This is a genomic window from Microbacterium fluminis (assembly GCF_051549805.1).
GTDB lineage: Bacteria > Actinomycetota > Actinomycetes > Actinomycetales > Microbacteriaceae > Microbacterium.
Map to the genome: position 1 here is coordinate 683,153 of NZ_CP196042.1, position 12,769 is coordinate 695,921.

Sequence of the window (12,769 nt, forward strand, 5' to 3'; positions counted from 1 at the left end):
CGTCAGTGCAGTCGGGCGATCTCGCGGCGGATCGTCTCGCGGTCGGGCTTGCCCGAGGCGAGGAGCGGAAGCTCGTCCACCAGCACGAGCCGCGACGGACGGGCCGGCGCGCCGATCGCCTCGGCGACGGCGGCCCGCGCCCGGTCTAGTTGTGCGGACTCGCTGCGTCGCAGCGCCTCGCCGCGCTCCGCGACGACGACGGATGCCTCGCCCCAGCGCTCGTCGTCGACGCCCACCACGACGGCGGCCTCCAGCCCCGGCACCCCGCGCACGATCCGCTCGACCCGGTCGAGCGAGACGTTGATGCCGCCCGACACGATGACGTTGTCGATGCGGCCGTGCACCCGCAGCACGCCGTCGTCGACCATGCCGTGGTCGCCGGTGCGGTACCACCGGGAGCCGTCGGGATCGACTCGGAACGAGGCATCCGTCCGCTCCGGATCATCGAGATAGCCGTCGGCGAGCGTCGGGCCGGACAGCTGCACCTCGCCGTCGACGATCCGCAGTCCCACCCCCGGGAGCGGGACGCCGTCGTAGACGCACCCCCCGCTCGTCTCGCTCGAGCCGTACGTGCGGACGATCCGGATGCCTGCTGCCGTGGCCCGCTCGAGGGACGCGACCGGCAGCGCCTGTCCGCCGATGAGGATCCGCTCGAACGAGAGCAGTGCGGCGCGCACCGAGGCGTCGGTCTCGGCCGCGTCGAGGAGCTTCGTCAGCTGCGCGGGCACGAGGGAGGTGTAGGTGGGGACGCGCACGCCCCCGTCGCTCGAGGTCATCATGAGGGCGGCCGAGGCGAACGCCCGCGGGGTGAAGACGCCGCTGAGGAGCGCGGGCTCGCGCCCGGAGACGATCGATCGGACGAGCACCTGGAGCCCGGCGACGTAGGCGGCGGGCAGGGCGAGCAGCCAGGCGCCGGACCCGATCCGCTCGGCCGTCGCCAGGGCGCTCGCGGTGAGCGCGCTGCGGCTGAGCACGACGCTCTTGGGCACGCCGGTCGATCCGGACGTGGTCACGACCACGGCCGTCCCCGGGGGCACCTCTCGCGGCGCGTCGCGGGTCGTTCCGAGCCCGAGCGCGGGCGCCGCGCTCACCATTCCGAGCCCCAGCGCGGGCCCCGCGCCGTGCAGGGCCCCCTTCAGCGCCCGCAGGATGTCGCGCGGATCGTCGCCGGCGGCGGGTTCGAGCCTCATCGTCGCGTGGGGTTCAGAACTGCCACGGGTACGGCGCCCAGTCCGGGTCGCGCTTCTGAAGGAACGAATCGCGTCCCTCGACCGCCTCGTCGGTGCCGTAGGCGAGCCGGGTCGCCTCGCCGGCGAACACCTGCTGACCGACGAGTCCGTCGTCGACGGCGTTGAACGCGAACTTCAGCATCCGGATCGCCGTGGGCGACTTGGTGAGGATCGTGCGCGCCATCGCCACCGCCTCACGCTCGAGGTCGGCGTGCGGGACGACCCGGTTGACCGCGCCCATCTCGAACGCGCGCTGCGCGGAGTACTCCTCGGCGAGGAAGAACACCTCACGGGCGAACTTCTGCCCGATCTGCCGCGCGAAGTAGGCCGAGCCGTAGCCGGCGTCGAACGAGCCGACATCGGCGTCGGTCTGCTTGAAGCGGCCGTGCTCGGCCGAGGCGATCGTGAGGTCGCACACCACATGCAGGGAGTGCCCGCCGCCGGCCGCCCAGCCCGGGACCACGGCGATGACGACCTTCGGCATGAACCGGATCAGCCGCTGCACCTCGAGGATGTGCAGCCGCCCGGCGCGGCTGGGGTCGGGTGCGGTGGCCTCGTCCTCCGCGTACGTGTACCCGTCGCGGCCGCGGATGCGCTGGTCGCCCCCGGAGCAGAACGCCCAGCCGCCGTCCTTCGGGCTCGGCCCGTTGCCGGTGAGCAGCACCACGCCGATCGTCGGATCCATGCGGGCGATGTCGAGGGCGCGGTGCAGCTCGTCGACCGTGTGCGGACGGAACGCGTTGCGCACCTCCGGCCGGTCGAACGCGATGCGCGCGATGCCGCCGTTCCGCGACACATGCGCGGTGATGTCGGTGTACTCGTCGGCGCCGGGCGCGAGCGTCCACTCGTCGGGGTCGAACAGCTCGGAGACGGCCATCTCAGACGCCGTTCTTCGCGTCGCGCCAGGCCAGCCACCGCCGGACGGTGTCGTAGTCGGGATCGCCCGGCGCCCACCCGAGCGTGAACAGCCGCACTCCGGCGTCGAAGAGCGCATCGGCGTCCGAGGCATCCCGGGTCTTCAGCTCGTTCGAGACGATCAGGCCCGAGACGTCGCGCCCCTCGGTCTCGGCCCAGCGATCGATCACCGACAGCTTGTGCGCGAGGGCCTCGGCGGGCACGAAGCTGTGCCAGATGTCGGCGTGCCGCCCCACGATGCGCAGGGTCTTCTGCTCGCCCTTGCCGCCTATGAGGATCGGGATGCTGCGGGTCGGGGCGGGATTGAGGCGATCCCACCGGGCCTCCACCCGCGCGAGGCCGGCGGCGAGGTCGTCCAGACGGGAGCCGGCGGTGCCGAAGTCGTAGCCGTACTCGTCGTAGTCGCGCTCGAACCAGCCCGACCCGGTGCCGAAGATGAACCGGCCCCGGCCGCCGTCCTTCGCCGAGATGTGGTCGATCGTTCGGGCCATGTCGGCCTGCAGGTCGGGCCCCCGGTAGCTGTTGCAGTTGACCAGGGCGCCGAACTCGACCCGCTCGGTCTGCTCTGCCCAGGCCGCGAGCATCGTCCATCCCTCGAAGTGCAGGCCGTCGCGGTCGCCGTGGAGGGGGAAGAAGTGGTCCCAGTTGAACAGGATGTCGACCCCGAGGTCCTCCAGCCGCCGCACCGCGTCGCGGATCTGCGGGTAGGTGGCGTGCTGGGGTTCGATCTGCACGCCGAGGCGCACGGGGGTGTCGAGAAGCATGTGCTCAGCCTAGAGTCCGCCGGGTGCGACGGGCCTTGAGCGCGACGTCCACGATGTTCCATACCGCGACGCCGGCGATCGTGAAGCCGGTGAGCGCGCCGATGACGGATGCCACCTCCGCACCGCTCTCCCCGGCGAGCGTCGGGAAGAAGTCGGGGTTGAGCAGCCGTCCCTGCAGCAGGAGCACGAGGGCCGGCACGGCGACGGCCACCGCGATCAGCGCGTCGACGGCGGCGAGCGGCATCGTCCACCGCCCGCGCACGTACACGACGATGCCCAGCGCCGCCTGGCCCGCCATGAGGACGAACAGCACGCCCATGGCCCACGGCCACAGGCCATGGTCGAAGAAGGACAGTTGCTCGTGGCCGGGGACGAAGCCGACGAAGCGGTCCCAGACGAGGGCGCCGGCCAGCAGTCCCAGGATCGCGAGGCTCGTGATCAGCTCGGCGAAGCCGAGACCCCGCTCGCGGATCTCCGGGAGCGCGTCGGGGGTCCACGGGCCCGCCATCGGCGCGTTCGACCCGCTGCGCTCGATCACGAAGAAGACCAGCGTCGTCCAGAATCCGATGTGGACGACGACGGCCACCAGCACGCTCCAGAGGGTGCCCATGATCGAGCCGAAGCTCTCGCCGGCCAGTGTCATCCCCAGCGCGACGCCGCCGACGGCGCACGCGGGCACGATCGCCCACAGCAGCTTCAGAAGGCGCCACCACTCCAGGAAGTAGCGCGGACCGATGACCCACAGCGGGCGGTCGGCGTACTCGGCGGCCAGGCGGTCGGGATCGCCCATCTCGACGAGCACGGCACGCTCGGCGGCATCCGGCTCCTCCCCCGCCTCCGTGCGTGCGTCGACCGCGTCGGCGATGGAGGCCCGCAGCTCGGCGGCCAGGTCGGCGCGGCTCTCGTCGGGCAGGCTGCGGGTCGCGGCGTGGATGTATCGGTCGGTGAGCGACATCGTCGGGACGGTCATCGTTCCTCCTGGGGCAGGGCGTCGATCGACCCGGCGATCGCGCGGAACTCGTGCGTGAGGGTGACGGCGAGACGATCGCCGGCGGGACTCGTGCGGTAGAACTTGCGAGGCCGCGCCTCGTCGGTGTTCCACTCGCTGATCAGGTGCCCCTGCTTCTCCAGTCGGCGCAGCAGGGGGTAGAGCGTGTTGGCGTCGGTGTCGAACCCTCGGCCGGTCAGCTCTTCGAGCAGCCCGTAGCCGTAGCCGGGCTGCTGCAGCAGGCGCAGGCACGCGAGCACCACGGTTCCCCGTCGCAGCTCCTGCAGGTGCGTGTCGAGCGCCTCGTTCTCGGTCATGAGTCGACGATACTGTGTGACACACAGTATCGTCAATCACACATCGTTGCGCGACATCCTCTCCGACGTCGGCCCGGACAGGGCGATGATGGACCGGTGAGCATCGACGCGATCCCGCCCCTGTCCGAGCTGCTCGAGACCGCCCGGGTGGTGGCGCTGCCGATGACGACGCGATTCCGCGGCGTCGACATGCGCGAGGCGGTGCTGCTGGAGGGCCCGCGCGGCTGGACGGAGTTCTCCCCCTTCGTCGAGTACTCCGACGCCGAGGCCGCGACGTGGCTCGCCGCCGCGATCGACTTCGGGTGGCGCGAGCAGCCGGCGCCACGACGGGACGCGATCCGGGTGAACGCCACGATCCCCGCCGTGGAGGCCGCATCCGTCGCCGCGCTGCTGAACCGCTACGACGGATGCCGCACCGCGAAGGTCAAGGTCGCCGAGCCGGGGCAGCGCCTCGCCGACGACGTCGCACGTGTGCGCGCGGTGCGCGAGGCGATGGGGCCGGACGGTCGGGTGCGGGTCGACGCGAACGGCGCATGGAACGTCGATGAGGCCGAGCACGCGATCCACGCGCTGGCCGAGTTCGATCTCGAGTACGTCGAGCAGCCGTGCGCGAGCATCGACGAGCTGGCCGAGGTGCGACGTCGGGTGAAGTACATGGACATCCCGATCGCGGCGGACGAGAGTGTGCGCAAGGCCGAGGATCCGCTCGCGGTCGCGCGGGCGGGGGCCGCCGACATCCTCGTGATCAAGGTGCAGCCGCTCGGCGGGGTGCGCCGGGCGCTCGCGGTCGTCGAGGCGGCGGGCCTGCCCGCGGTGATCTCGAGCGCGCTCGACACGTCGATCGGACTGTCGATGGGCGCGGCACTCGCCGCCGCGCTCCCCACCCTCGACTTCGACTGCGGGCTGGGCACGGGGTCGCTGTTCACCGCGGACGTGACGGATGCCGCGACTGCCGTCGTGCCCCACGCCGGGGCGATCGGGGTGAAGCGGGTCATGCCCGACGCCGGGGCGCTCGACGCGGTGGCGGCGAGCGCCGAGCGCCGCGAGTGGTGGCTCGACCGGCTGCGCCGCTGCCACGCCCTGCTGCTCGCTGCGGGCTGAGCCGCAGGGCTGGCGGCATTTCGTCACGGTCTCTCACGGGCGTTGAACCTCCTGCTCACGCGACGGAGGGGACCGTGAGCCCGCGAGACCCCGCACACCCACCAGCCACCACTCACCACCCACCACACACCACACACCACACACCACCATCGGGTGAGCGAGAAGTTCATCGCGCCTGAGAGACCAACTCCGCGACGCCGGCGGACCAGGAGCCCCCGAAGCCCCGCACCACCCCGACCATCGCGTGAGCGAGAAGTTCATCGCGGATGAGAGACCAACTCCGCGACGCGGGCGGACCAGGAGCCCCCGAAGCCCCGCACCACCTCGACCATCGCGTGAGCGAGAAGTTCATCGCGGATGAGAGAACATCTCCGCCCCCGCGTCCGCAGCCTCCGCCGCGACCGACGTCAGGCCACGAGCACTTCGGCGAGCAGCTGCATGCGCCGATTCGTCGCTCGGGCCAACTCCTCGTCGTCGAGGCCGTCCATCGCCGCCCGCTGCGCCGCGGTCTCCCACGTCGCCAGGAACATGCGGGCCATGTCCTCCGGCGGCAGCTTGAACGGCAGCCCGCTCGCGCGCCCCACGTCGTGGATGAGCACGGTCACGCGCGCGACCATGGCGTCCTCCCATGCCGTGTAGGAGGCGGCCAGCGTCGCATCGCGCAGGGCGTGATTGCGGATCTCGCTGAGCAGAAGCACGCTCGATCGGGTGTCGTGCTCGACGTCGAGGAGTCGGCCGACCAGGTCCACCGCGCTCAGCGGCCCGTCCGCGGTCGATTCGAGTTCCCGGACGCGCGCCGTCACGATCGACAGCTTCTCGTCGGAGACCTGCTGCGCGAGCTCGAGGAACAGCTCGTCCTTCGACGAGAAGTTGGAGTAGAACGCGCCGCGGGTGAATCCGGCGCGTTCGCAGACGGCCTCGACGGATGCCGCATCCAGCCCGACCTCCGCGAAGACCTCGGCCGCGGCATCCAGCAGCCTCTGCCGCGTGCGCTCTCGGCGCGCTGTCGAGGGGGCGACTCCGCTCACGGCGCACCTCCTTCGTCCCGCGCGTCGGGCTCATTCTCACATGCGACTTTCAGGCAGGTCGTCGAGCCGCGCCCTACGATACAGACATGTATCGGATACATCGGTGTATCCAAATCCCCCGATCTGCCTGATCCCGGAGGCACCGTGTCCACTGCCCTGTACGCCCTCGGGCGCTGGTCCTACCGCCACCCCTGGCGCGTGCTCGTGTCGTGGCTGCTGCTGCTCGCCCTCGCCGGCGGCGGGGTCGCGCTGCTGGCGAAGGGCACCGACAACAGCTTCACGATCCCGGGCACCGAGGCGCAGGCGGGCATCGAGCAGCTGAACCGCTCCTTCCCGCAGGCCAGCGGCACGAGCGCGCAGCTCGTGGTGGTCGCCCCGAACGGCGCCGACATCCGCACCGATCCCTATCGCGCGAGCATCGCCTCGACGATCTCGAGCCTGCAGAGCCTCGACGGGGTGCTGGCGGTCACCGACCCGTTCGACGCGATGGTGACCGGGCTGGTCTCGGACGACAGCGGGGCGGCGATCATCCGCCTGCAGTTCGACGGCCAGGCCACCGACGTGCCCGCTGCGACCAAGACGAGCCTGGCCGACGTGACGCAGTCCCTGCGCGACACCCTGCCCGCCGGCAGTCAGGTCGCCGTCGGCGGCGACCTGTTCTCGACCTCGGTGCCGGCGATCTCGATCTCGGAGGCGCTCGGCATCCTGATCGCCCTCTTCGTGCTGATCGTGGTGTTCCGCTCGCTGGTGGTGTCGTGGTTCCCGCTGGTGAGCGCCCTCATCGGCGTCGCGCTCGCGATCGCCCTCATCTTCGTGTCCACGGCGTTCGCGACCATCTCGGCGACGACGCCGATGCTCGCGGTCATGCTGGGCCTCGCCGTCGGGATCGACTACGCGCTGTTCATCGTCGCGCGACATCAGGATCAGGTCCGCACGGGCACGGACCCCGAGGAATCCGCCGCCCGGGCGACCGGCACCGCCGGCTCGGCGGTCGTGTTCGCCGGCATCACGGTGCTGATCGCTCTCGTCGGTCTCGGCTTCGCCGGCATCCCGTTCCTCACCACGATGGGGATCGCCGCCGCGGTCGCCGTCGCGATCTCGGTGCTCGTCGCGGTCACCCTCACCCCTGCACTCCTCGGTTTCGCGAAGGGCCGCGTCGTGGGATGGGGACACCGGATGCTGCGCGCCGGCGTGGGCTCGCGACGCCGCCGCGGTGCCGCCGACCCGGCAGACGACGCGGATGCGGCCGTGGACGCGGACGCCGCGCCCCGCACCCCGACCCCGGCGCGCACGAACCGCTGGGTGGCGCTCGTGACGCGGCATCCTCTCGTCACGACCGTCTCGGTCGTCCTGCTGCTCGCCGTCGTCGCGATCCCCGCGGCGAGCCTGCGCCTGGCCCTCCCGAACGCCGGGATGCAGCCGGTGGCGAGCGAGGCCCGACAGGCCTACGACCTCACCGCGGAGCACTTCGGACCGGGTGAGAACGGCCCCCTCATCATGGCCGGGACGATCGTCATCTCGAACGACCCGCTCGCCCTGATGGCCGATCTGAAGCGCGAGATCGAAGCCGTCCCCGGCGTGAAGCAGGTCGCGCTGGCGACCCCGAACCAGACCGCCGACACCGGGCTCATCCAGATCGTTCCCACCACCGCGCCCGACGACCCGGCCACCGCCGACCTCGTGCGTGCGCTGCGCGCGCAGCACGACCGGCTGCTCGCCCAGTATGGCGTCGACCTCAAGGTCACCGGGTTCACCGCGGTCGGCATCGACATCTCCGACCGCCTCGGCGCGGCGCTGCTGCCGTTCGGCATCTTCGTCGTCGGACTCTCGCTCATCCTCCTCACGATCGTGTTCCGCTCGATCTGGGTGCCCCTGAAGGCGGCGCTCGGCTACCTGCTGTCGGTCACCGCGTCGTTCGGCGTCGTCGCCGCGGTCTTCGAGTGGGGCTGGTTCGCCGACCTCCTGCACGTGACCCGCGAGGGCCCGGTGATCAGCTTCATGCCGATCATCCTGATGGGCGTGCTGTTCGGCCTGGCCATGGACTACGAGGTGTTCCTCGTCTCCCGCATGCGGGAGGACTACGTGCACGCCCGCCGCGCGCTCGGCCGCGGGGGGCGCGACGTCGCCGTCGGCGCCGTCCGCTCGGGCTTCACCGCCTCGGCCCGCGTGGTCGCGGCGGCAGCGGTCATCATGTTCGCGGTGTTCGCCGCGTTCGTGCCCGAGGGCGACTCGTCGATCAAACCCATCGCGCTCGGCCTCGCCGTCGGCATCGCCGTCGACGCCTTCCTCGTGCGCATGACCCTGGTGCCGGCCGTCATGGCGCTCCTGGGCGACCGGGCCTGGTGGATGCCGCGCTGGCTCGACCGCGTGCTGCCGCACTTCGACATCGAGGGCGAGGCCGTCGAGCGCGAGCTGTCGCTCGCGGCGTGGCCCGAGCCCCGCACGACGGCCGTCGCCGTCGGCGTGGGCGTAGGCCTGCGCGACGGCGACGTGACCCTCTTCGACGACGTCGCCCTCCGCGTCGAGCCGGGCGAGGCGCTCGTCGTGACGGGAGCGGATCGCCGCAGCATCCGTGCCGTGCTCCTCGCCCTCGCCGGTCGCGTCGCCCCCACCGACGGCACCCTGAAGGTCGCCGGACACCTCCTCCCCGGACGCGCCGCGTGGGTGCGCCGGCACGTCGGCCTCGCGCTCATCGGGGACGGCGGCGGCGCGCCGGCGCGGGAGATCCGCCGCGCGTTCGCCGGCCGGCCGACGCTCGTGGTCGTCGACGGCCTCGACACGGTCGGCGACGACGCCGCGCGCGACCAGGTGGCCGCCGCGCTCCGCGACGCCGCCGCCGCTGCCCGCTCCGCCGGCCGGCCGCTCACGCTCGTGGTCGGCGGAGAGGACGGCGAGCGCCTCCGCGCGCTGCTGGCCGAGGCGATGGCGATGGATGCCTCGACCCTCGACCTGTCCCGTCCGCCGCGGCGCGACATCCCCTCCCCCTCTCCTTCCGACGCGGCCGCGGCCGCTCACACCGCCGAGGTGACCGCATGACCCTGCTCGAACGCGCGCGCACGCGCCGCCCCATCACCTGGCTGACGCTGATCGGCGTCATCCTGCTCCCCGTGCTCATCGGCGGCGTGCTCGTCGCGGCGCTCTACAACCCCACCGAGCGGCTCAGCGCGATGTCGGCCGCGATCGTCAACTCCGACGAGCCGGTCACCGTGAACGGCCAGCTCACCCCGCTCGGACGGCAGCTGACGGCGGGGCTCGTGCAGGGCTCCGATCAGGTGCCGTCGAACCTGACCTGGGTCGTGTCGAACGAGTCGGATGCCGCGAAGGGCCTGGCCGACGGCACCTATCAGGCCGTCGTCACCATCCCGAAGAACTTCTCCGCCGCCGCGACCTCGTCGGGTCAGGCGCTGCAGGGCGGCGGGACGCCGGAGCAGGCGACGATCCAGGTCTCCACTCCCCCGGACGCGAAGATCGTCGACGACGCGATCACCGCGCAGATCACGCAGGCCGCGGCATCCGTCCTGGGGCGCACCCTGTCGTCGCTGACGCTGGAGAACGTCTTCCTCGGATTCTCCACGCTCGGCACGCAGCTCGGGACGGCGGCCGACGGGGCGACGCAGCTCGCCGACGGCGCGAAGCAGTCCGCCGACGGCGCGGCGTCGCTGGCGACGGGCATCGGGCAGCTGGCCTCCGGGGCGAGCGGCCTCGGCGCGGGTGCGTCGGGGATCGCCGACGGCGCCGGGAAGCTCGGGGCCGGGGCGGGTACGCTCGCCGGCGGACTCGACCAGATCGCGGGCGGGATCACGTCGTCGGCCTCCGGGGCGGGGTCGATCGCCGCGGGCCTCGCTTCGGGCGCAGACACGCTGCAGAACGGGCGGCGGACCCAGGACCTGCTCGGCGGCGTGACAGCGCTCTCCGGAACGGCAGCCAAGACATCCGCCGACACGGCGAAGGTCGCGGGGACGGTGAGCACCCTCGCGGCGGACTGCGCCGCAAGCGGTGCCAGCCCGGCGTTCTGCGACCGGCTGACGACAGCGACCGGCGAGGCGATGGCAGCCGCGACGTCGGCCGGCAGCGCGGCGGCGATCGCCCCGGGCATCGCCGCCGGTGTGCCGCTCCTCGTGAACGGCGCGGCGGACGGGATGCGTCAGACCGCCGCCGGCGCGTCCTCGCTGCAGAGCGGGCTCACGCAGCTCGCGACGGGCACGACCCAGTCCGCCGCGGGCGCACGCGGTCTGCAGTCGGGCGCCGCCCAGCTGCAGTCCGGCGCGTCGCAGCTCGCCGGCGGCGCGTCGCAGCTCGCGACCGGGGCATCCGGCGCGGCCGACGGCGCGGCGGCCCTGTCGGGCGGTGTCGGACAGCTCGCGACCGGCACGGTGTCGCTCGCCGACGGGCTGCATCAGGCATCCACCTCCCTTCCGTCCTACACCGATGCGCAGGCGCAGAACCTCGCGAAGGTCGTGAGCGACCCGGTCGCCGCGCAGGGCACCGGGACGTCGCTGTTCGGAGCGGCCGCCGTTCCGCTGCTCGCGGCGCTGGCCCTGTGGATCGGCGGGCTCGCGACCTACATCGCGCTGCAGTCGGTCACGCGCCGCGCGCTGACCTCGCGGGTGTCGTCGGCCGCGCTCGCGCTCCGAGGCTTCGCCCCGGGAGCGGCGATCGGCGCCGTGCAGGGCCTTCTCGTGGCGGGTGTCGTGCAGCTGGCGGCCTCGTACTCGTGGGGCGACTGGTTCGCGTTCGCGGGGCTGTCCGTGCTCGCCGGCGTCGCGTTCGCGGCCGTCAACCAGGCGCTGGTGGCGATGTTCCGTGGATTCGGTCGCTTCATCGCGGCACTCGTCGCGGTGCTCGCGATCGCGACCGGAATCGTCTCGACGGTGCCGGGGTGGCTGTCGGCGGTGGCGGACTTCACGCCCACCTCGCCCGCCTACCACGCGATGCTCGGCGTGCTCACCGGCTCCGGCGGCGCCGGAGCCGGAGCGGTCGCGCTCGTCGTGTGGATGCTCGGCGCCTTCGTGGTGACGGTGCTGGCGGTGACCCGCACGCGCACGGTCGCCGCCCGCGACCTGCTCGCCTCTCCGCTCCCCGCCTGACCGGGCGGGACGCCCATGTTCGGGGGTCGCAACGCGCCGGACGCCCCTCAGGCATCCCGCGTGTCGCGACCCCCGAACTGATGCCTGAGCACGAGGGGCTCTGTCGAGGTGGCGCAACGCGCGGGACGCCGCGGCGCGACGCCGCGTGTCGCGACACCCGAACGCACGGCGGGCCGCGAGCGCCCCACGACTGCCCGAGCGCGAGGTCGCCGATGCGACCGACGAGGCGCCGCGCCGAGGTCAGCTCAGGCCGGAGTAGACGTGCAGGCCTTTGAAGAACATGTTCACGATCGTGAAGTTGAACATCACGGCCGCGAAGCCGATGATCGACAGCCACGCCGACCGCGATCCGCGCCAGCCGCGCGTCGCGCGCGCGTGGATGTACCCCGCGTAGAGCACCCAGATCACGAAAGTCCAGACTTCCTTCGTGTCGAAGCCCCAGTAGCGGCCCCAGGCGTCGTTGGCCCAGATGGAGCCGGCGATCAGCGTGAAGGTCCAGAAGATGAAGCCGAGGATCGCGAAGCGGTAGGCCAGCGACTCCAGCGCGTCGGCCGACGGCAGCGTGCGCAGGAACCGCAGGCCGGTCTTCGGCTTCTCGTCGCCGACGGGGACGGATGCTGCGGCCAGCACCTTGCGCTCGCGGCGGGCCTGCAGCAGCTGCATGACGGAGAGCCCGAACGCGAGCGCGAACAGGGCGGTGGCCAGCGAGGCGACGAACACGTGGATCACGAGCCAGACCGACTTGAGCGGGTCGGCCAGCGGGGTCACGTCGACGTACAGGCCGCCCAGTAGCGTCCCGCCGAGGAGCACGATGATCAGGCCGGTGATGAACGAGCCGAGGAAGCGCAGGTCGTAGCGGAAGAGCACCACGAGGTAGACGGCGACGATGAGCGTGGTGCCGGTGAGGGCGAACTCGTACATGTTCGACCAGGGCACGCGCCCGGCCGAGATGCCTCGGGTGATGGTGGCGCCGACGTGGAAGAGGAAGGCCAGCACCGTGAGCGACGTGCCGATGCGTGCCCACAGCATGCGGGCGCGGGCGGCGGGCCGCGCCTCGATCGCCGCCTCGGCCGCGGATTCCTCGGCACGCAGCTGCTCGGCCGCGTCCGTCCCGGTCGACCCTTCGCGCGAGATCGTGGACGAGCCGGCGGCGCCGACGGCGGCGAGCTGGCGCGTGCGGGTGGCCGAGGCATCGACCGTCTTCGCATCCACGGCGAGGGCGGAGCGACGCGACAGGTCGATGGCGTAGGCGATGAACGCGAGCGCGTAGATCGCGATCGCCGTCCAGACCAGGACCACGGAGACCGTGTCGATCGTGAGGGGCGCGGCTGCGGGCATGG

10 protein-coding genes are annotated in these 12,769 nt (G+C 72.4%); 3 read left to right on the top strand and 7 right to left on the bottom strand.

What is annotated here, in order from left to right; genetic code table 11:
* Nucleotides 1-2: 2 nt before the first annotated feature.
* Genes ACSJDX_RS03235 through ACSJDX_RS03255 form a run of 5 tightly spaced genes read right to left on the bottom strand, consistent with a single transcriptional unit; the run spans nt 3 to nt 4,213 of the window.
* Nucleotides 3-1,190, bottom strand: a complete 1,188-nt coding sequence (locus tag ACSJDX_RS03235) for an AMP-binding protein (protein WP_438354148.1) — start codon at nt 1,188-1,190, stop codon at nt 3-5.
* Between the two features lie 13 nt (nt 1,191-1,203).
* Nucleotides 1,204-2,106, bottom strand: a complete 903-nt coding sequence (locus tag ACSJDX_RS03240; RefSeq protein ID WP_438354149.1) for a 1,4-dihydroxy-2-naphthoyl-CoA synthase — start codon at nt 2,104-2,106, stop codon at nt 1,204-1,206.
* A 1-nt stretch (nt 2,107) separates the two neighbouring features.
* Nucleotides 2,108-2,908, bottom strand: coding sequence for an LLM class F420-dependent oxidoreductase (locus ACSJDX_RS03245; protein WP_438354150.1), 801 nt, complete (start codon nt 2,906-2,908; stop codon nt 2,108-2,110).
* A gap of 4 nt (nt 2,909-2,912) precedes the next feature.
* Nucleotides 2,913-3,878 (bottom strand): permease prefix domain 1-containing protein, encoded by a 966-nt coding sequence (locus tag ACSJDX_RS03250; protein ID WP_438354151.1) that lies wholly within the window; start codon nt 3,876-3,878, stop codon nt 2,913-2,915.
* Nucleotides 3,875-4,213, bottom strand: coding sequence for a PadR family transcriptional regulator (locus tag ACSJDX_RS03255; RefSeq protein WP_438354152.1), 339 nt, complete (start codon nt 4,211-4,213; stop codon nt 3,875-3,877). The genes ACSJDX_RS03250 and ACSJDX_RS03255 overlap by 4 nt, the downstream gene beginning before the upstream one ends.
* Before the next feature lie 162 nt (nt 4,214-4,375).
* Between ACSJDX_RS03255 and ACSJDX_RS03260 the strand changes: the two genes are divergently transcribed.
* On the top strand, nt 4,376-5,314 hold the full coding sequence (locus ACSJDX_RS03260) for an o-succinylbenzoate synthase (protein ID WP_438354923.1): 939 nt from the start codon (nt 4,376-4,378) through the stop codon (nt 5,312-5,314).
* Between the two features lie 407 nt (nt 5,315-5,721).
* Here the strand turns inward: ACSJDX_RS03260 and ACSJDX_RS03265 are convergent, their stop codons facing one another.
* A complete protein-coding gene (locus tag ACSJDX_RS03265; RefSeq protein WP_438354153.1) occupies nt 5,722-6,342 on the bottom strand; it encodes a TetR family transcriptional regulator in 621 nt (206 codons plus the stop codon).
* A 144-nt stretch (nt 6,343-6,486) separates the two neighbouring features.
* Here ACSJDX_RS03265 and ACSJDX_RS03270 point away from each other — a divergent pair, with 144 nt between their 5' ends.
* Nucleotides 6,487-9,378 carry an efflux RND transporter permease subunit gene (locus ACSJDX_RS03270; RefSeq protein WP_438354154.1) on the top strand — a complete coding sequence of 964 codons (2,892 nt, stop codon included), beginning with the start codon at nt 6,487-6,489 and terminating at the stop codon, nt 9,376-9,378.
* Entirely contained in the window at nt 9,375-11,429 is a 2,055-nt protein-coding gene (locus tag ACSJDX_RS03275) for a YhgE/Pip domain-containing protein (RefSeq protein WP_438354155.1), read from the top strand. The genes ACSJDX_RS03270 and ACSJDX_RS03275 overlap by 4 nt, the downstream gene beginning before the upstream one ends.
* Before the next feature lie 240 nt (nt 11,430-11,669).
* Here the strand turns inward: ACSJDX_RS03275 and ccsB are convergent, their stop codons facing one another.
* Nucleotides 11,670-12,767 carry a c-type cytochrome biogenesis protein CcsB gene (ccsB, locus tag ACSJDX_RS03280; RefSeq protein WP_438354156.1) on the bottom strand — a complete coding sequence of 366 codons (1,098 nt, stop codon included), beginning with the start codon at nt 12,765-12,767 and terminating at the stop codon, nt 11,670-11,672.
* Nucleotides 12,768-12,769: the final 2 nt, after the last annotated feature.

Coding starts and splice junctions, on each gene's coding strand:
- ACSJDX_RS03235 (WP_438354148.1), bottom strand. CDS start 1,190: ATGAGGCTCGAACCCGCCGCCGGCGACGATCCGCGCGACATCCTGCGG.
- ACSJDX_RS03245 (WP_438354150.1), bottom strand. CDS start 2,908: ATGCTTCTCGACACCCCCGTGCGCCTCGGCGTGCAGATCGAACCCCAG.
- ACSJDX_RS03250 (WP_438354151.1), bottom strand. CDS start 3,878: ATGACCGTCCCGACGATGTCGCTCACCGACCGATACATCCACGCCGCG.
- ccsB (WP_438354156.1), bottom strand. CDS start 12,767: ATGCCCGCAGCCGCGCCCCTCACGATCGACACGGTCTCCGTGGTCCTG.
- ACSJDX_RS03275 (WP_438354155.1), top strand. CDS start 9,375: ATGACCCTGCTCGAACGCGCGCGCACGCGCCGCCCCATCACCTGGCTG.
- ACSJDX_RS03255 (WP_438354152.1), bottom strand. CDS start 4,213: ATGACCGAGAACGAGGCGCTCGACACGCACCTGCAGGAGCTGCGACGG.
- ACSJDX_RS03260 (WP_438354923.1), top strand. CDS start 4,376: ATGACGACGCGATTCCGCGGCGTCGACATGCGCGAGGCGGTGCTGCTG.
- ACSJDX_RS03240 (WP_438354149.1), bottom strand. CDS start 2,106: ATGGCCGTCTCCGAGCTGTTCGACCCCGACGAGTGGACGCTCGCGCCC.